At 57.2% G+C, this 18,123-nt stretch carries 15 protein-coding genes; 5 read left to right on the forward strand and 10 right to left on the reverse strand.

All coding sequences use genetic code 11. The annotated features are described in order from the left end of the window. Nucleotides 1–92 precede the first annotated feature (92 nt). Both xrtO and EUZ85_RS00210 read left to right on the forward strand, forming a co-directional pair. Nucleotides 93–1,646: an exosortase O gene (xrtO, locus tag EUZ85_RS00205; protein ID WP_127973943.1), complete on the forward strand. Its 1,554-nt coding sequence runs from the start codon at nt 93–95 to the stop codon at nt 1,644–1,646. Then, nucleotides 1,636–4,431, forward strand: coding sequence for a TIGR02921 family PEP-CTERM protein (locus EUZ85_RS00210; protein ID WP_127973944.1), 2,796 nt, complete (start codon nt 1,636–1,638; stop codon nt 4,429–4,431). Before xrtO ends, EUZ85_RS00210 begins: the two co-directional genes overlap by 11 nt. A 59-nt stretch (nt 4,432–4,490) precedes the next feature. Here the strand turns inward: EUZ85_RS00210 and EUZ85_RS00215 are convergent, their stop codons facing one another. The 4 genes from EUZ85_RS00215 to EUZ85_RS00230 form a co-directional block, all read right to left on the reverse strand. Further along, complete coding sequence (locus tag EUZ85_RS00215; RefSeq protein WP_127973945.1) at nt 4,491–4,952, reverse strand: hypothetical protein; 462 nt, start codon at nt 4,950–4,952, stop codon at nt 4,491–4,493. Nucleotides 4,953–5,284: 332 nt separating this feature from the next. Further along, a complete protein-coding gene (locus EUZ85_RS00220; RefSeq protein WP_127973946.1) occupies nt 5,285–5,881 on the reverse strand; it encodes a LysE family translocator in 597 nt (198 codons plus the stop codon). 67 nt (nt 5,882–5,948) lie between these two features. Further along, nucleotides 5,949–6,794 (reverse strand): AraC family transcriptional regulator, encoded by an 846-nt coding sequence (locus EUZ85_RS00225; RefSeq protein ID WP_241566913.1) that lies wholly within the window; start codon nt 6,792–6,794, stop codon nt 5,949–5,951. Continuing rightward, nucleotides 6,791–7,195 (reverse strand): hypothetical protein, encoded by a 405-nt coding sequence (locus EUZ85_RS00230; RefSeq protein WP_127973947.1) that lies wholly within the window; start codon nt 7,193–7,195, stop codon nt 6,791–6,793. The genes EUZ85_RS00225 and EUZ85_RS00230 overlap by 4 nt, the downstream gene beginning before the upstream one ends. A 464-nt stretch (nt 7,196–7,659) precedes the next feature. Here EUZ85_RS00230 and cobW point away from each other — a divergent pair, with 464 nt between their 5' ends. Both cobW and cobN read left to right on the forward strand, forming a co-directional pair. Beyond that, complete coding sequence (cobW, locus tag EUZ85_RS00235) at nt 7,660–8,730, forward strand: cobalamin biosynthesis protein CobW (protein WP_127973948.1); 1,071 nt, start codon at nt 7,660–7,662, stop codon at nt 8,728–8,730. Nucleotides 8,731–8,734: 4 nt separating this feature from the next. Continuing rightward, nucleotides 8,735–12,550: a cobaltochelatase subunit CobN gene (gene cobN, locus EUZ85_RS00240; protein ID WP_127973949.1), complete on the forward strand. Its 3,816-nt coding sequence runs from the start codon at nt 8,735–8,737 to the stop codon at nt 12,548–12,550. Nucleotides 12,551–12,575: 25 nt separating this feature from the next. Here cobN and EUZ85_RS00245 read toward each other — a convergent pair whose 3' ends face one another. After that, nucleotides 12,576–13,013: an N-acetyltransferase gene (locus EUZ85_RS00245; protein WP_127973950.1), complete on the reverse strand. Its 438-nt coding sequence runs from the start codon at nt 13,011–13,013 to the stop codon at nt 12,576–12,578. Between the two features lie 206 nt (nt 13,014–13,219). Continuing rightward, a complete protein-coding gene (locus EUZ85_RS00250) occupies nt 13,220–13,852 on the reverse strand; it encodes a YitT family protein (protein ID WP_127973951.1) in 633 nt (210 codons plus the stop codon). Nucleotides 13,853–14,148: 296 nt separating this feature from the next. Here EUZ85_RS00250 and EUZ85_RS00255 point away from each other — a divergent pair, with 296 nt between their 5' ends. Then, nucleotides 14,149–14,658 carry an aminoacyl-tRNA deacylase gene (locus EUZ85_RS00255; protein WP_127973952.1) on the forward strand — a complete coding sequence of 170 codons (510 nt, stop codon included), beginning with the start codon at nt 14,149–14,151 and terminating at the stop codon, nt 14,656–14,658. Nucleotides 14,659–14,673: 15 nt separating this feature from the next. Here the strand turns inward: EUZ85_RS00255 and EUZ85_RS00260 are convergent, their stop codons facing one another. The 4 genes from EUZ85_RS00260 to EUZ85_RS00275 form a co-directional block, all read right to left on the reverse strand. Then, nucleotides 14,674–15,348 (reverse strand): hypothetical protein, encoded by a 675-nt coding sequence (locus tag EUZ85_RS00260; RefSeq protein WP_127973953.1) that lies wholly within the window; start codon nt 15,346–15,348, stop codon nt 14,674–14,676. Nucleotides 15,349–15,549: 201 nt separating this feature from the next. Then, nucleotides 15,550–16,038, reverse strand: coding sequence for a GNAT family N-acetyltransferase (locus EUZ85_RS00265; RefSeq protein WP_127973954.1), 489 nt, complete (start codon nt 16,036–16,038; stop codon nt 15,550–15,552). Between the two features lie 163 nt (nt 16,039–16,201). Beyond that, nucleotides 16,202–16,687, reverse strand: a complete 486-nt coding sequence (locus EUZ85_RS00270; protein WP_127973955.1) for a hypothetical protein — start codon at nt 16,685–16,687, stop codon at nt 16,202–16,204. A 353-nt stretch (nt 16,688–17,040) separates the two neighbouring features. Continuing rightward, nucleotides 17,041–18,060, reverse strand: a complete 1,020-nt coding sequence (locus EUZ85_RS00275; protein WP_127973956.1) for a zinc-binding alcohol dehydrogenase family protein — start codon at nt 18,058–18,060, stop codon at nt 17,041–17,043. Between the last annotated feature and the right edge of the window lie 63 nt (nt 18,061–18,123).

The raw sequence follows: 18,123 nt of genomic DNA on the forward strand, positions 1-18,123 counted from the left end.
GTCGCCATAATTCATCATTTTCCGCTAGGTTTTCGCCCGATTAAGTAGAGATAATGCCTCACTGATATCTCTGTCCTGACCTTCAGATACGCATGCCGTCAAACGCCCTAACCGGAACATCCTTGTTCAGCCCACCGCTTTATCGCGTTGGCGTTCGCGTTATTATCGCCGTTCTTTTCCTGTGGCTGTTCAGCCCCGTTCTCGCCTGGGTCTGGAACCAGATGCTGACGCCGGAGAACGAGTTCCATGTGATCGCCTGCCTGTTATTGGTCGGCGTGGCGATTCATGCCTATAGGAGAAAAGCGACTTCTGGCCACGGGCTGGCGTTTCATTGCCGCTTTATTCCTTTCGCTCTGCTGGCGACCAGCTGTTTGGCGTATCTGCTCAACGAATACATCACCGGCATTCATATCTTCTCCGCTACGCTAATGACCATCGCCGGTTACGGCCTGCTCGGCCTGTATGTCGTCCCCAGCCTGTGGCGCAGCGCGTTGATTCCTTGCGTATTGCTGATATTCGCACTGCCCTTTGAAGGTTATCTGGATATTTACCTTGGCTTTCCCCTGCGCTTGCTGTGCGCCGATCTGGCTGGCGACTTACTCTCAGCGCTGGGCGCGCCGCCCATGTCCAATGAATCCATCATCCTGATTGAAAACAAAGCGGCGGTGGTGGATCTTGCCTGCAGCGGCCTGAAGGGAATCTGGGCCGGTATGATTTTTTTTCTGCTGCTCACCTGGCTGGAGCGCAAGGCGCTGTCCTGGCGTTGGTTAGCCGTCCTGATGCTGTTTATCGGCTCACTGATATTCTTCAACGCGCTGCGCATTACCGCACTGGTGTATACCGATCTGGCGCTGGATGCGCCGCATGTTGCGGATCATATTCATACCGCTCTGGGCGCGTTGGGATTCGTGCTGTCCTGCGCTCTGGCCTGGCTCGCTCTGACCTTGGCTCCGTCGCGTCCTCCGGCGGTCCAAAGCAATGCGCCATCATCTATCCCCCGGCTCTTTGGCGCCGCCTCGACAGGACCGTCAGTTTGGCGTCATAAAGGGGAACTCGCCATTGCGGTTCTCCTGGTCCTGGCGCTGCTCAGCTACACGCCACACCCGAAACTGACGCTGGCTGACGTATCGGTCAACCTGCCGGCGCCGCCACAGTTCGCCGCGCAGGCTGCTCCCTTATCCGACATTGAAGCCGGATTTTTTGATCGTAACGCCGCCACCGCCCGCAAATACCACTTTTCCTGGCAAGGCATGCAGGGCAGTTTGATTCTGGTTCACAGCCGCTACTGGAAAGCCCAGCATGATCCCCGTAATTGCTATCGATCCCAGGGCGTCAGCATTGATGATGAGAAAACCTGGGTGCTGCCGGATCAAAGCGAGATTAAATATCTGCGCCTCGATCAAGGCGCCCACTCCGCATTCTATTGGTTTCAGTCCGCCGACAGGCAGACCGCGGATTACTCCTCCCGCGTCTTTTCCGCATGGAGTGAGCCGGAGCAATCCTGGGTGATGGTTTCCGTCGCCTGGAACAGCATGATTTCCCCCGACCTTGCGGCGCAGGCGACAGCTTTACTGCGCCAACATGTTCAACACATTCTGACCGGAACTGAGACTTCCGGCGCTGAACGGAGCGACAATGGAAAATAAGAAGTTACCTGTGTGGCGAGCAGTTTGCTGCTACCTCCTGTTCTGGTTCTGGAACCTGACCTACGCTGTTCTTGCGGGCATCCTGATCATTCCTCACTTCACAATGCCCGCCATCACCGGAGCCTTCATCGGGCTACACAGCGGGTTCTCAGCATTGTTCGCCACCCTGTTGGTAGCGATACCCGCGCTCTGTATCGGTCTGGGGTTCACGCGATTCCGGAAAAATCCCACCGCGCTGATAAAACTGTTTTACGGCGTGGAAATGCCCATCATCTTTATCATGCTGAGCACGATGTTCCTGCTGCGCGAACTGAATCCAGGCGTCACGCATGTGCTGATCAATATCCTAGTCGCGCTCTTCGCCTATCTCGCCTGCCTGTGGGGCGGAGTCCACACCCGTTTCCCCTCGTGGCTGCGACTCTGTCTCGCCATGACCATGCTGTTGACCGGTCTGTATTGCGCGTTGCTGCTCGCGCCGTTCTTTCTTCCCGCCACTGCGGGATTCTTCGAATTACTGGGAGAGATCAACCTGCGCCACATGGGTAATATTTTTAACTATCTACTCCTCCTGGTAGCGCTGGTATGCGGCCTGTCGACGTGCGTGGTCTTTCTGGCGCTCCCCTTTATGCTGATTTTCCTTTACCTCCGGGAATTTCTGCGTGAATGGCGCATCGCGGACGCCAGTCTTGGGAGCGCCAAAGCCAGCGCCATCGCAGCGGGAATACTGGGGCTGAACGCCATCCTGTTCGCCGTCCTGAATCAGCAGCCGCAACAGGAAGCATTTGAACGCATGGCGTTTCTGGATCAGCAATTCAGACCTGGCGACACGATCCCCAGTATCCCCCGAGAAGAGCACGACGCCCTGCGCAAAGGACTGATCAACGCCTATCTGGCGCCCTATCGTTATCTATCAACTACAGAGAGAAACGGCGCCGTGTATAACGCTTACCTGGGCGCTTTTGACGATGCGGACCATGCTTTGGCGAAAGGGTCTCAAGCCATCTTCAACTTTTTGGCGACGCCCTTTCTTTACGATGGCGCCTACTTCCGCGAGGATAAAGAGCGCGCCGCCCGTTACTACCAAAAGTTCTTTGATCAGCCTATCGAAAAAGGAGAACCAGAGGCGATTCTAAACGCCCTCAAAGCCACCTTCGACCGGGGCCGCTCCGTCGCGGGACTGGTGGATGCGCTAAACCAACATGTGTTGATCACTAACATGGCGATCACTGTCGAGCCGCAAGACGACAGCGCACGCATTCGCATAGTGCAAACCCTGGAGAACCAGACCTATGATAATCATGAGGTCACATTCCATTTCAGTCTGCCGGAAGAGACCGCGCTGACAGGCCTATGGCTGAGCGACGATGCGGAAGATCTGGACAAGTTTGTTTACGCTGTGGCGCCTCGCGGCGCGGCGCAACAGGTTTACAACGACGAAGTGAGTCGACGCATCGACCCCTCTTTGCTGGAGCAGGTCGGCCCTCGCCAATATCGCCTGCGCGCTTTTCCCGTTCCGCCTCGTAGCGCCCTGTACAATCGCTCCATGGGCCTGCGCCTGGGTACGGACTACGAGGTCAAACCGATGTATTTAACGTTGGAGTATAAAACCACCATGGACGACCAAGGCGCCTGGCCGTTGCCTCAGCTGCTGGAAAAGCGCAACGCCTATTGGAGCGATCAGACTCAACGTACTTTGAACGACCAACCACTCCATACTGAAAAGGATGCGTGGCTTCCCGCTACCGCGCCGATGTCAGCGACCGCCCCGCGCAATCAGCATGACGCCGTCGTCGCTGGCCAGCGCGTTCGCGCCGTTCCCCGCACCGGCGCTGATGCGCAATGGGATATCCAGGCATCAACGACGCCATACGCCATTCTTATCGATGGCTCCTACAGCATGGGCGAGCAGACGGAAAATGTAGCGGCAGCGTTGAAGCAACTACAACAACTCGATATCGCCCACGAAATTTTTCTGTGCCATACACGCTGCCAGCCCATGAAAAACCTGCCGGCAGCCGAAGAGTTTTATGGCGACAGTCTGCCCATGAACCAGTTAGCCGTCTGGCGTAGAAACGCTAAGCAGGATTATGACGCGGTGATGCTGCTGACCGACGCCGGCAGCTATGAACAGGAGTCCCAGGTCTCATTCAAAGCCACCCAGATGCCGCCTGTATGGCTGGTTCACCTGGGCGGCGCTCTGGCTTACGCCTATCACGACCAGACACTGGATCTGCTTAAACAGAGCCATGGCGGCGTGGCCCAGTCGCTACAGGAGGCGATCGTCGCCCACCAGTTGCGGCAAGGACGAACGGAAGACGGCTTGTTCGCCATCACCCCTCACTACCTTTGGTACACGGATGAAAACACAAGCGCCGAGGCGGATAAAAACGGCGCGCAAAGCGGGGAGGACTTCTTCTCCGCTATCGCCGCGCGCCGCTGGCTGGAGTATCTGGCGCAGAGCCGCGACACCACTGATGTCCAGGTGCTGGACCAATTGCACGCCATCGCCAAAGCAGAACACATGGTGACGGACTATTCTTCCATGATTGTGCTGGTGGAAGAGCGTCAGAAAAAAGCGCTGGAAGAAGCAGAGCAAAAGGCGGATCGGTTCGATCGCGAAGTGGAGACCGGTCAGGAAGATTTCAGCGCCCCCATGGATATGTTCAGCGCGTCTCCGGTTCCTGAGCCTGAAGAGTGGCTGCTGCTGGGACTGGCAGGTCTGATGCTGGCGTTCGCCACCCTGCATCGCAGACGCAAGTTCACGCTGCAGCCCGCCAGTCTTTAAATCGAAAACGCCCGGCTAATCCCGGGCGTTCTTTTATATTGCGAACAAGTTTTATTTGATCAATACGGCAGCAACATGCCAACGCCAAACAACAAACCAATCACGACAACCAACACCAGCAGCGAAATACCAAACGCCGCCCAATTCGAGATCATGGAGCCGCCATTCGCCATATGATGTTCGACATCATCTCCCTGGTACTTTTTGGCGATCTGCATCATCGCCACCAACTGTACGACGGTGAACACCACGTTGACGCCAGGAATATCCGGCACAAAGAAAGCCAATCCGAAGACCACAACCAGCGCCAAAAATGAGAAGACCAACGCGTTGCGGGCCATGTCTTCCCGACCAAGCTGCTTGAAGTTGTGAGAAAGGATAATACCGCCGGCCAAAATAGTGCCGAAGAACGTCGCCAGCCCTACTGCAGGCAACTTATACAGGCGGTAATCGCCGACGGGCTTCCGGCTATTGCGGCCGTCAATAAGGGAGGATTCCGGGGTTTTATATACTTCTTCCATTATCTGCTCCAAAACTCTATGCATGAAAAGGTTGGCGCTGGGAGCAATGGAGGGTGACGCCCATTGCGCGCCAAAGAAATGAAAGCGATGAAAGTGGCGAAAACCCGTCGTGGGAAAATAAAAACGCCCCGATTAAAGAGGCCAAACATTAACATGGCAATGATATTGGCATGTTAATCATCAGGCGCATGGACGCGCCTGCGCGGCGTTAAGCCGCGGGAGACAGGGCCTGACATGTGCAGGCCCTGTCGTTGCAGACAAATAGAAGGAAGCTATTTGTCTACCTGATTAATAAAAAAAACCGGCCGAAGCCGGGTGCAAGATAGGGTAGGTCAACCCAGGAGTAACCAGACGCCGACAACGATCAACCCGCCGCCGAACAAAACCGCCTGCACATGCTGGCCAAGGCCGCCAGTCAGTCGTTTCACCAGCACCGCGCCAGCAGCGATCCAGGCAAGATGAGTACAGATATTAAGACAGGCCAGCATCGCCGCCAGCCATAGCGCCCGCGCCGTCGCCTCTTCGCCCTGAGCGCCAAACAAAGAAAACATCAGGACCACCATCACCCACCCTTTGGCGTTGAGCAGTTGGATAATCAGGCCATCTTTGAAGCCAAGCTTTTTGGGAGCGGTCGGGTCTCCAGACAGCGCCGGACGGAAAAAACAGTACCCCAGATAGAACAGGTAACAGGCGCCGGCGGTGCGCAGAATGGCGTAGCTCTGCGGATACTCCTGCATCACCGCTCCCAGGCCAAACCCCACCAGCAACGATTTAAGAAGAAACACCAGATCGATTCCCGCCATCAAGGGCAATGAGCGCTTAACGCCCAACTGCGCGCCGGAAGCGGCGAACACCACATTGGCGGGGCCGGGACTGAATACAAGGGGGAACATGACGGCCAGCCAGGCCGCAATAAAGCTTAACGACATAGGTTTACTTCCTGCATTGACTCCAAAGCCGGCCTCCACAATTTTGCGGAGCGGCCAACAACGAGATCTAATCTATGACGAGAGGGCTTTGTGGTTCTTGTACGAAATTGCGTTTGGCGAAACTGCCGGGGGTCACGCCGTACACTCGCTTGAAATTGCGATGCAGATGACTTTGATCGAAGAAACCGCATTCCAAAGCCGCCGTCAGCGGCTCCATACCGGCCTCCATCAGCCGTTTGGCTTCACGGGTTTTCAGCAATATCAGAAATTGATGAGGGGTCAACGCAAAGCGTTGCTTGAAGGCGCGAATCAACTGAAAGCGGCTCATGCCGGTCAGCCCCGCCAACTCTTCCAGGGCGACATTGCGACGCCAGTGGTCGTGCAGGTAATCGCGAATCCGAAGACAACCTTGCAGGTCCTGAGCGCGCTTCGTCTCTACTTCGCCGCCATCGCCATGGCGCTGGAAAAGCTGATGCAGCGCTGCTGTCAGTAATGAATCCTGAGCCAGAGAAAAACTCTCTGTCTCCAACGCCTGATGCAGTTCCAGCAACAACGAGAAGACAGCAGGATCGTCAACCACCGGCCCCCGTAGAAAGGGCGAGAAACCATTACGATGCTCACGCAGCGTTTCCCGCAGCAAGGCTTCTTCGAAATAGAACATGCGATAGCGCCAGCCGCCATCGCTGGCGGCGAAGCCGGTATGCGGCTCTGCAGGATTGATGGCGACGATCTGGCCACAGGGAATCACCACTTTATCGCCGCGATAATCCAGTCCCTCAGCGCCTTGCAGAATAACGCCCACGGCAAGCTGGTCATGCCAGTGTTTGCTAAATGAGAAACGGTTAAACGCGGCGGAAAGCAACTCTACGCCCTGCACGCGGGGACTTTCCCACAAACGGGAGTATTCTTTCACTTGGGCGCCTTATTGCGCCGTGACAAGGCGTCGTAGATCACGCCGGCAATCGCGCCGCACGCCAGAGCGCCGGCCAACGCATAAATGCCCAACAACAGATACATCAAACCTCCCCCCGCCACGCTGGCCGCCGCCGAAGCGCTGCGCTTCCAGGCGGGGGCAATAAAGGTCGCGGCGACAACCGCGCAAGCGCCCACCAACCCGGCGCAGACAAACCTTACCTGTCCCGGCCAAGCGTCCCAGCCTTCCGCCAGACAATCGCCCCCGCCATACATTTCAGGATCACATCCCCACTCGACGCGCAGGTTGTAGTAGATAAGCGCCAGTAACGCGCCATAGAGGACACCGGCCACCCAGGCCAGCGGCGTACAGAGAATACGAACAATCGCAGTAGCGTTCACATCACATCCTTTTCAGGCAGGTCCTTTCGACGCTTAACGCTTCCAAGGTTAAGTTTGCTAAAGATGTAAATCTCCGGCGGTAAAGTCAATACGCTCCCGCCACGCCGGTCGTCATTCACTGGGCGCGAGATATTAACATGGCAATGATATTGGCATGTTAATCATCAGGCGCATGGACGCGCCTGCGCGGCGTTAAGCCGCGGGAGACAGGGCCTGACATATGCAGGCCCTGTCGTTGCAGACAAATAGAAGGAAGCTATTTGTCTGCCTGATTAATAATAACGCGCAGCAAACGCTACCCGCTGTCCGGCTTGTCTCCATACGCATTTATTCCTCTGGCGATCCGCGCTCACCCACTCTAAGAGGATGAAAATCCGGGAGATTTGGCGCAGAATGCGGCAGATTAATCGAGGCGCCGGAGTTCGCGCCGCCGCATCTTAAGGAACACTGCAAGAGGCCCCAACGTGCAACTGAATAAAATTCCCGCCACTGTCGTCACTGGATTTCTTGGCAGCGGCAAGACCACCCTGCTGTCCAATCTGTTGAAACAAGCCAACGGCAAACGCATCGCAGTGATCGTCAATGAATTCGGCGAGCTGGATATCGACGCCGACCTCCTGCGCAATTGCCCGCTGGATTGCGACGACAACGCCGCCACGCAAACGGAATCCGGCATTTACGAACTCGCCAACGGCTGTATCTGTTGCACGGTGGAAGAGGAATTTCTGCCGGTAATGCAGAAGCTGGTGGAGCGCCGCGACCAGATCGACCACATTCTGATTGAGACCTCCGGTCTGGCGCTGCCCAAACCATTGGTGCAGGCGTTCAACTGGCCGGACATCAAACAGTTCTGCACCGTGGATGCGGTCATTACCGTGGTGGACGGCCCGGCTGTGGCGGCAGGCCGCTTCGCTCACGACCCGGAACGGGTGGAGCAACAGCGTCTGGCGGATGACAGCCTCGATCACAACCCCAGCCTGCAGGAGCTGCTGGACGACCAGCTCAGCTCGGCGGATCTGGTGGTTATCAGTAAGAGCGACTGCCTTGATGAAAACGCCCGCGCACAGGCGCTGCAACTGGTGCAGGCGAAGCTGCCTGAGCGGGTGAAAACGCTGTTCGTCGCCAATGGCGAGGTGGATTCGCAAGTGCTGATCGGGCTGGAAGCGGCGACGGAAGAGCGCATCGAAGCCATTCACACCCATCATGATCATCACCATGATCACGGTCATCACCACCGCCACGCCCATGACGATTTCGACTCCTGCGTCATTACCCTGGGCGCCGTGGACAGCGACAAGCTCCTGGCGATTACCCGCGACCTCATCAGCGCCAATACGATCTATCGGGTCAAAGGCTTCGTCGCCAACGGCGATAAACCAATGCGCCAAGTGGTGCAGGCGGTGGGCGACCGTATCGCCCACTATTTCGACCGCCTGTGGGGCGCAGACGAAGACCGTAAAACCCGCCTGGTGTTTATCGGCCAGGGCATTGACGCCTCCGCTCTACGTGACGCCCTGAGCGCGGCGGAAGTCTGAGTCCATGCATCTGCTGGCGGCGCAACCAGGCGGTTTCAATGACGGCGAAGGCATCGTCGATCTGCAACAAACGCCAGCGGATCTGGTGATTCTCACTGCGGCGGACGGCGCGCTTGCGCTGCTCGCCCAGGAGGCGGAGACGCTACCGGATGATTATCCCAGCCTGCGCCTCGCCAACTGGATGCACCTGAGCAAGCCGGCGGCTTTCGACCTCTACCGGGACCAGGTGCTGGACCACGCCAAAGTCGTGGTGTTGTCGCTGCTAGGCGGCGCGTCTTACTGGCCCTATGGACTGGAGCAATTGCAGGACTGGGCGCAGCGTCCCGGACGCACATTGATTGTGGTTCCTGGCGATGATGGCGAAGACCAGCAACTGCTGAACAGCGGCAACGTCGACGTCGTCTGCGCTCGCCGCGTCTGGCGCTATCTGCGTGAAGGCGGGCGCGGCAATAGCGAACAGCTTTTCCGTTATCTTGCGACAGTATTTTTTGGTCAGGAACTTCCCTGGCTGGAGCCCAAGGTCATTCCGCGCTCGTTGATTTATCACCCGGCAATCGCCGACGCCACCCTGCAGGATTGGCGCAACGAGTGGCGCGCGGACCAGCCCACTATCCTGCTGTTGTTCTATCGCAGTCACCTGCAGGAAGCCAACACCGCAATGTTCGACGGCCTGATTCGCGTACTGCAGGAACAGGGTTTGAATCCGCTGCCGCTGGCGGTGGCCTCCTTGAAAGAGACGGTCTGCCTGGAGACGGTGGACCTGCTGTGCCAACGCAGCGCGGCGACAGTGATTCTCAACACCACCGCTTTCGCGCTGCAAAGCGCCGGCAATGCGTCTCTGTCATCAACGCCCACTGACTATGCCCACCCACTGAGCGTCGACCTCCCTATTTTGCAGGTGATTCTCGCTTCCAGCAGCGAAGCGGACTGGCGTGAACAAAGCGGCGGCCTGCGCTCCCGGGATATCGCCATGCACATCGCGCTGCCGGAACTCGACGGGAGGATCATCACCCGCGCCGTGGGATTCAAAGACTCCGATCATTACAGCGAACGCTGTCAGTTGAGTGTAGTGCGTTATGTATTGCAGGAAGAACGCGCCCGCTTTGTCGCGGAACTGGCGCTGCGCTGGAGCCGTCTGAGCGCCAAGCCCAACGCCCATAAGCGGATTGCGCTGGTGCTCGCCAACTACCCGACGCGCGACGGCCGCATCGGCAACGGCGTCGGCCTGGATACACCGCGTTCCACCCTGAACCTGTTGCGAGGCATGCAGGCGGCGGGATACCCGGTGTCGGATATTCCGGAAAACTCCGCCGCGCTGATCGAACTGTTGCAGTCATCCGTCACCAATAATCCGGATACCCTTGAACTGCTTCCCTGTCAGCAAAGCATGGCCCTGGCGGACTACGAAGCCAGCTTCAATCGCCTGCCGGAGCGCTGTCGACAGGCTGTACTGGAGCGCTGGGGCGCGCCACAGCAGGATCCCAAATGTCGCGCCGGCAGGTTGATGCTGTCCGGCGTCCGCCTGGGGGAAACCTTCGTCGGCATTCAGCCTGCGCGGGGCTATAACATGGATCTCGCCGCTAATTACCATGATCCCGACCTGATCCCGCCTCACAGCTACCTGGCTTTCTATTTCTGGCTGCGCCACGCCTATGAGGTCGACGCCATCGTGCATGTGGGCAAGCACGGCAATCTGGAATGGCTGCCGGGAAAAGGCGTGGCCCTGTCAGAGCAGTGCTGGCCGGACATTGCTCTTGGCCCCATGCCGCATATCTATCCCTTTATCGTCAATGATCCCGGTGAAGGCGCGCAGGCCAAACGCCGCGCCCAGGCGGTGATCATCGACCATCTGATGCCGCCCATGACCCGGGCGGAAGTCTATGGCGAGCTGGCGGAACTGGAGCGCATGGTGGATGAGTATTATCAGGCCATGGGCCTGGATGCGCGTCGAGAAAATCACCTGCGTCGTGAAATTCTGCAAAAAGCCCGCAGCGCCCATGTGCTGACGGAACTGCCCCAGGCAGGCGCGGATTCGGACGATAACGCCGTACTGCAGGAACTGGACACTTACCTCTGCGACATCAAAGAAGCGCAGATCCGCGATGGCCTGCATTGTCTGGGAGAACTGCCGGAGCCTATGCAGATGCGCGACACCCTGACAGCGCTGGTGCGATTGCCCCGTGGCGAGCAGCCTGATGATCGCGGCCTGTTGCATGCGCTGGCGGCGGATCTGCAGATGTCCGTCAATGGCGATGACGCATTCGATCCACTGCAACCACAAGCCCGCCTCTGGCGAGGCGCACGGCCGCAGCCTCTGGTCGCGCTGTTGCAGTCAGTCTGGCGTACGGAACAGCATACGCGGGAACGTCTGGAGCTTTATGCGCAACAACTGGTTGAGCAGTATGTGCTGAGTGACGCGCCGTTAATCGAGCTGCGCGACAGCCTGCCCAGCGTCAGCGCCCTGCTCGTTTACATACAAACCGTACTGAAGCCTGCGTTGCAACGTAGCGCCGACAACGAAATTCAACACAGCCTGCGCGCGCTGGCGGGACGCTTCGTGCCTCCCGGCCCCAGCGGCGCACCCACGCGCGGACGTCTGGACACGCTCCCCACCGGGCGTAATTTCTATGCCGTGGACAGCCGCGCGATTCCGTCCAAAACCGCCTGGGAACTGGGTCAGGCGTCAGCGGAGCAAGTAGTGCTGCGCCACCTGCAGGAGCACGGCGACTACCCCAGGCAAATCGGTCTGTCGGTCTGGGGCACCGCCACCATGCGCACCGGCGGCGACGATATCGCGCAAGCCTTCGCTCTGATGGGCGTGAAACCGGTGTGGGCGCCCGGCTCTCATCGTGTGGTGGACTTCGAAATCATACCGGCGTTCTATCTGAACCGCCCCCGCGTGGACGTGACTCTGCGGGTGTCCGGTTTCTTTCGCGACGCTTTCCCCAATGTCATCAAGCTGTTTGACGCCGCCGTGCAAAAACTGGCGGAACTGGAAGAGCCCGGCGATAGCAATCTCATTCAACGTCATATCCGGGAACGGGAGGCGCAACTGACGGCCGCCGGCGCAACAGCGCAAGAAGCCAGACGACAGGCGGGGTTCCGCGTTTTCGGCAGCAAACCCGGCGCCTACGGAGCAGGGCTTCAGGGCCTGATCGACGAGCGCTGCTGGGAAACGCCCAACGACCTCGCCCGCGCCTATGTGCAGTGGGGCGGCTACGCTTACGGTCAAAATGAAGCGGGAGAAGAGGCCTTCGGCGCGTTCAGTTACCGCCTCGGCCAACTGGAAGTGGTGATGCAAAATCAGGATAACCGGGAGCACGATATCCTGGATTCCGACGATTACTATCAGTTCCAGGGCGGCATGACCAATGCCGTCAGCGTGTTGCGGGGGGATGCGCCCAGCGTCTATCTCAACGATCACAGCAATCCCGCTGCGCCGAAAATACGCACGCTGAAAGAGGAGCTTAACCGGGTCATTCGCTCACGGGTGACCAATCCAAAATGGATCGCCGCCATGCAGCGACACTCTTACAAAGGCGCTTTCGAAATGGCCGCCAGCGTCGACTACCTGTTCGCCTATGACGCCACCACAGGGTTGGTGGACGACTACCAGTACGCCAATGTCAGCGACGCCCTCGCCTTCGACGCCGCCAATCAGGCCTTTATGCGCGAACATAACCCGCAGGCGTTGCAGGAAATGGCGGAGCGTCTGCTGGAAGCCATGCAGCGTGGGCTCTGGCAAGAGCCGGGGAATTATCGGGAGCGCATTGAATCGCTGCTGCTGGAACTGGATGAAAGGGCGGAGGAAAGTTTTTAAGGCCCGCCCCTTTTACGAACCCGCTCTAGTCGACTTTCTTTTCCAAAACGATCAGATGGTCTTTTCTATCGATCAAGGAGAAGCCGTGGCGTCTGTACAGATTTTTAGAGGGATTGCAGACGAAGGTTCTTAAGCGCAGCGTGGGAAGTTCTCGCACCCAGGCGGCGGTGAAGGCTCTTTGCAGGGCCTGACTGCCGACGCCGAGATTGCGGTATGCCGGCAGCACATGCAGGTCGCGGACGATGCAGGCTTCTTCATCAAACGCCAGACGCAATACGCCGACTTTTTCGTCGCGGTAGAAAATATCGTAATTTTCGTGGTCGCCCCAGTATTTCGAAACCCGTTCCGGCGTCCACTCCATTTCATACTTATTGAAATATTCCGCCATGCTCTCGCTGATAACGCGAGCGGCGAAGGAACTGTCGTCGGTTTCTCGGAGGTATACGTCCGTGTTGGCGTTCATATGGACAAAATACTAGTGATGTTGCGGTTATTGGGCCGCCGATAATAGCTTTTCTGTCCTTGCAACGCCACCATCTGCGGCCGAGAGCCCTGAAAATTAAAGGGTAGCGCCGTTTTTTCTCAGCTTTACGGACTAATCGTCGCCATAAAAAATAGACTCTAAGACCTAATACTTGAACGACGTTTATACAACCATGATTGCAAGAATCATCTGGCGCCCAACTCAACACTGGGCGATTCACACTCTTCAGCTTCCTCTCTCCGCTGCTGATCCCGCTTGTGATAACGCCCCACCACCCAGCTCAGCACCACAAATCCCATCAGGGACCACAGCAGCTCCCAGCCATTGAACACCCAGGCGCCGACGAGAGCGACCAGACAGTCCGCTGCAAACAGGGTCTGCCCCGCCTGCAGGTCATAGCGGTGCTCCGCCCAGACCGCGACAATATTCACCCCGCCCAGGGAAGCGCCATGACGCATGATCCAGGTCAGCCCCGCGCCAATCAGGCCGCCAGCGATCAAGGCCGCCAGCCATTGTGGCGTGGCCTGTAATGCAATCGACGCCATCAGCGCATCGCTCAACAGACTGACAAAAGCGATAGCCGCCAACGACTTAAAGGTGAATGCGCGCCCCAAGGTAAGCCACGAAAGCACAAAGAAGGGGCAATTCAGCAGGAAAAACAGGCCGCCGAAACTCAGGGGAATCCAGTGCTCGATGATCAGCGCCCACCCGGCGACGCCACTGACCAGCAAGTGCGAGCTGTTGAGAAACACCAGCCCTAAGGCTACGAGGGCGCAGCCCTCAACGATTGCCAGACCTTTACGCCACTGCACGGACATCTACTGCTCCTGTATGTATGTGAGGATCGCTCAATACGCCGCCGCGTCGATGCCGGGATCGCCGGCGCTGGCGCGGGTTGAATCAAAGGGGGCTTACAGCAATATCCGGACCAGCGCCAGATTTCGCGTCCAGGCCAGATCCAAACGCCCGATAAGTACAAAAAACGATCAACACAAAGCCTTAAGAGCTATAATTTATGAATCCGGCGGACAAATAGCTTTCTCACTGTTTATCCGCCTGCGCCTGCTCAGTCAGGCGCTGCCTGTGCGTTAAAAAGATGTAGGAGGGCGAGAAAATGTCTATTGCCTACCGAGTCAGACAGTACCTCAACAATCAACAGATCTCCTATGACGTCACCCACCATGTTTATAGCGAAGGCGCGGTACAGACCGCCATCGCCGCCCATGTGCCCTTTAAGAACATGGCCAAGGCCGTGGTGATGGAGGATCATGAAGGCCGCCACCTGATGGCGGTGCTTCCCGCCATCAATAAAGTGCAGATGAGAAAGCTGGGCGCCCTCGTGCAGCGAGGCTTGAAGCTGGCGGATGAGAAGTCTCTGTCTTCCCTGTTCGACGATTGTTCCCTCGGCGCCATTCCCGCCGTCGGACTGGCCTATCAGATGGAAACCATCGTCGACGACGAGCTGCTGCGTTCAGCGGAGCTATACCTGGAGGCGGGCGATCATCGGGAGCTGATCCATATGAATCATCAGCAATTCGAAACGCTGGTGCGGGACTGCAAACATGGCGACTTCAGCGCGCCTATCGGCAGCCCCTCCGCTTTTCACATGTTCGGGCGTTGGTGAACGCCGCGCGGGCGCTTAATCCTGCAGCCAGATCAACTGGTAAGAGCGCCCGTCCGACTCATAGGCAAGCACTATAAAATCGCCTTCCTTGGTGAGCTTCACGGGGGTTTCCTGCTGCGTCAACATGGCCGGCCCGACGCCGCCTTCCATATCCAGCATCCAGTTGGAGCCATCGAAATACAGCAGGCCGCTGCCGGTGTATATGTCGCGCAGGCCTTGGTCGTCGTAGGCGTTGAGCTCCACGAAGATCTGGTATTGGTCGGCCCTGAGCGCGTAAAGATCCATCCCGCCCACAAGATGCATTTGTTTGTTATCGCGGGAATAACTCATGAGTTCATAACCGCCCGCCGTTAATAACGACGTTTTCGCTTGAATGGAAACCTGCGGCTGGCTTTCCGACTGCGCCACGTCGGCGATCTTGTTGGAGGCGTCGGACATGCTCTCAATCCCCGCCGCCGGCGCCGGTAACTGGTTGAAGCCATATTGAGTGTTATTGGTCAGTCGCGGCGCCAGCGCCATCCCGACGCCCGCCAGCAACAAAACCACGGTAGGCGCGTTGAAGTTCGCGTAGATGCCCGTCTGCCGCGCTTCCGCGCCATGATTGGCGAGCTTGCCCCCGAAGAACAAAGCGACGCCGCTCAACACCAGCAACACGCTGGCGATGGTGATGACAGCATTGAGAGTTTCCATAATCCTCAGCCTTTATATTGTTATTGTCGCGTCGGCGCCGTTCAGGAACACATCGTCGCCTGTCAGGCGTCAGACAATTCGCCACTGATAGAGACTCTTGGTGATGTCTTATAAATTAGTCCTTTTTGTGACACAGTTCAAAAAATAATCACATAGAAGGCCAATAACGACACAAAGACGCGGGAAACGGTTACGAAGGGATTACAAAGAAGCGCTGATTGCAGAGACCTGATCGATCAACGCAATCTGGAACAAAGGCAGCTTACGGCCAGGGAAACGGGTGGAGTCGGAGTAGCCGATCAGAATAGCGCCAAAGGTTTCGTAGAACCCGGCGGCGTTGGGATCGCCCTGAATCATCATCAGGTGATAACCAGATTGATAGGCCCACAGCACCGCATGCTCCATCAGAGCGCGGCCGACGCCCTGACGCATATAGTCCGGGCGCACGAACAACGCGTCCATCTCAGTACACACCGGGGACAGCGCGCGCAAGGAATAGAAACCGGCGATTTCGCCGCTGCGGGCCACCGCCGTATATACCGTGTGTCGGGACATGTAGTCTTCGGAATAGGTCAATTCCGCGCGGCAGGCGTCCATAAACGCCTGGGAGTAGCCCCAGACCGCCTTGCTTTCCATGGCGATCTCACTCAATACAACACACTCTTCCGAGAAGGCTCGCCTAATCTTCATTGCCGATACTTCACACCAAACCTTGGCGAATCGTTAGCAAAACAAGCCCCAAGCCGGCCCGTCCGCAGGAAGACGGAGCGGAACGGACCGGCGCAGGCAACTCTTTAATAATTCGGAATTTTTTTGAGGGGCCCTTATAGTGACACATCCGGACCCCGGAGTCTTAACAATATTTATGCTTATTTCGCAATCCCGCCGTCAGCGTGGCGAATCCGGCCAACCCCATCAGCGCCAAAGTAGATGGCTGCGGAACATAGGTCACCGGACCATTGTGATCAATCACCCACAGGTTGCCGCCCAAATGCGAGAACAACCAGCGAATGGAGGCGACGTCTGACAACAGCAATGTGAACCAATACGGTTTGACCACCGGTTCAGCGCCAATGAAACGCGGCGCCCGCGCCTCCACCTGAAACATTTCCTGCACGTAGGCGTCCAGCCAGTCATCCGCCTCACTCGACGCTTGCGCCTGACGCGGCTCATACGGTCGATGTTCACTCACTGCAACGCGACCTTGCTTAGCCATTTCTCCCGCCTGGATTTGCGACGGGGTCCAAGTCGCCTCTTCCGCTTCCCCGATGACGGAAGCCTGCGTCATACCCGTCAATAACAGAGCGCCCAGAAAACCAAGAAGTGTCACCTTTCGCATTAATCGTCTCCTCTTATCATTCTGCGGCGCTACAACGGTTCAACAAAAACTGCTGATAAGTTTTCAAGTTTCATACCAGAAAACCTGAATAACGCGGGCAATCTGAAAAAGAAAACCAATTAAAATAATTTCTCTTTTAAAAACAATATATTGAAAGAAAATAAAAAAGAGGAAATTACAATCAAAGCCAGCTTCGAGACGGGAAAATCCACGGGAAGTCCTAGGCAACACTTACAAAACCGTTGCAATAAAGTAACTGGACTTTGCGGAAGGCCGCTGAAAACAGCGGAAACGCCCGGCTTAGCCGGGCATGGAGCGGTTGCAATACGGAAACGCCGAAAGGACCAAAAGTGTCAGAATCCCTCCAACACAATCTTGCCAATGGCGGCGTCGCTCTCAATCAGGCTGTGGGCGCGCTTCAGATTCTCCGCGTTGATCTTGCCCAGATTCTGCTTCAGCGTCGTGCGCACGGCGCCCTCCTCCACCAGCTCCGCCACACGGTTCAGCAGACGATGCTGCTCAATCATATCCGCGGTTTCATAGAGCGAGCGGGTAAACATCATTTCCCAATGCAAAGACAGGCTCTTGCGTTTCAGAGGCATGATATCGATCGGCGTGGAAGGATCGTCGATCATAGCCAGACGACCCTGCGGCGCCAGCGCCTCTACAATGCTGCTGTAATGCTTTTCTGTATGAGTCAGGCTCGCCACATGAGTCACGCTATCTATGCCGATGCGCTGTAACTCGTCATGCAAAGGAAGACGATGGTCGATGACATGATGGGCGCCCATGGCTAAAGCCCAATCGCGGGTTTCCTGACGCGACGCGGTGCCGATGATGACCGCGTCAGTCAGTTTGCGGGCCAACTGCAGCATGATGGAGCCCACGCCGCCAGCGGCGCCGACTACCAATAACCGGGCAGGACCAGCTGAATCGCTCTGCTTGCCTATCTCCAGACGTTCAAACAGCATTTCCCAGGCGGTGATCGCCGTTAAAGGCAACGCTGCCGCTTCCGCAAAGCCAATATTGGACGGCTTGCGCCCGACGATGCGCTCATCGACAAGGTGCAGCTCGCTGTTTGTGCCGGGACGGGCGATAGAGCCCGCGTAATAGACTTCGTCGCCGGGCTTGAACAGGCTGACCTGATCTCCCACGGCTTTCACCACACCGGAAGCGTCCCAACCGATCACCTTGTGGGCGTCCCCTTCCGCAGAGGAACTTCTGCGCACTTTGACGTCTACCGGGTTAACCGCCACCGCCTTGATCTCCACCAACAGGTCGCGCCCTTGGGGCTGCGGATCAGGCAGGGTGATGTCCAATAGTGATTCGGGATGATCGATAGGCTGCGCTTGCAGATAACCAATAGCTTTCATGTTCGTGCTCCTTTGAAGGTGAATTCGGGGCCGTAATGCGGCGATGGGGCATTCTCTCTCATT

The sequence above is a fragment of the Hahella sp. KA22 genome, assembly GCF_004135205.1.
GTDB lineage: Bacteria > Pseudomonadota > Gammaproteobacteria > Pseudomonadales > Oleiphilaceae > Hahella.

What these genes read in the sequence shown, in the direction of transcription:
- EUZ85_RS00215 (WP_127973945.1), bottom strand. Translation starts at nt 4,952, where the DNA reads ATGGAAGAAGTATATAAAACCCCGGAATCCTCCCTTATTGACGGCCGC.
- EUZ85_RS00275 (WP_127973956.1), bottom strand. Translation starts at nt 18,060, where the DNA reads ATGAAAGCTATTGGTTATCTGCAAGCGCAGCCTATCGATCATCCCGAA.
- EUZ85_RS00270 (WP_127973955.1), bottom strand. Translation starts at nt 16,687, where the DNA reads ATGCGAAAGGTGACACTTCTTGGTTTTCTGGGCGCTCTGTTATTGACG.
- EUZ85_RS00245 (WP_127973950.1), bottom strand. Translation starts at nt 13,013, where the DNA reads ATGAACGCCAACACGGACGTATACCTCCGAGAAACCGACGACAGTTCC.
- xrtO (WP_127973943.1), top strand. Translation starts at nt 93, where the DNA reads ATGCCGTCAAACGCCCTAACCGGAACATCCTTGTTCAGCCCACCGCTT.
- EUZ85_RS00255 (WP_127973952.1), top strand. Translation starts at nt 14,149, where the DNA reads ATGTCTATTGCCTACCGAGTCAGACAGTACCTCAACAATCAACAGATC.
- EUZ85_RS00250 (WP_127973951.1), bottom strand. Translation starts at nt 13,852, where the DNA reads ATGTCCGTGCAGTGGCGTAAAGGTCTGGCAATCGTTGAGGGCTGCGCC.
- EUZ85_RS00265 (WP_127973954.1), bottom strand. Translation starts at nt 16,038, where the DNA reads ATGAAGATTAGGCGAGCCTTCTCGGAAGAGTGTGTTGTATTGAGTGAG.
- EUZ85_RS00260 (WP_127973953.1), bottom strand. Translation starts at nt 15,348, where the DNA reads ATGGAAACTCTCAATGCTGTCATCACCATCGCCAGCGTGTTGCTGGTG.
- cobN (WP_127973949.1), top strand. Translation starts at nt 8,735, where the DNA reads ATGCATCTGCTGGCGGCGCAACCAGGCGGTTTCAATGACGGCGAAGGC.
- EUZ85_RS00220 (WP_127973946.1), bottom strand. Translation starts at nt 5,881, where the DNA reads ATGTCGTTAAGCTTTATTGCGGCCTGGCTGGCCGTCATGTTCCCCCTT.
- EUZ85_RS00210 (WP_127973944.1), top strand. Translation starts at nt 1,636, where the DNA reads ATGGAAAATAAGAAGTTACCTGTGTGGCGAGCAGTTTGCTGCTACCTC.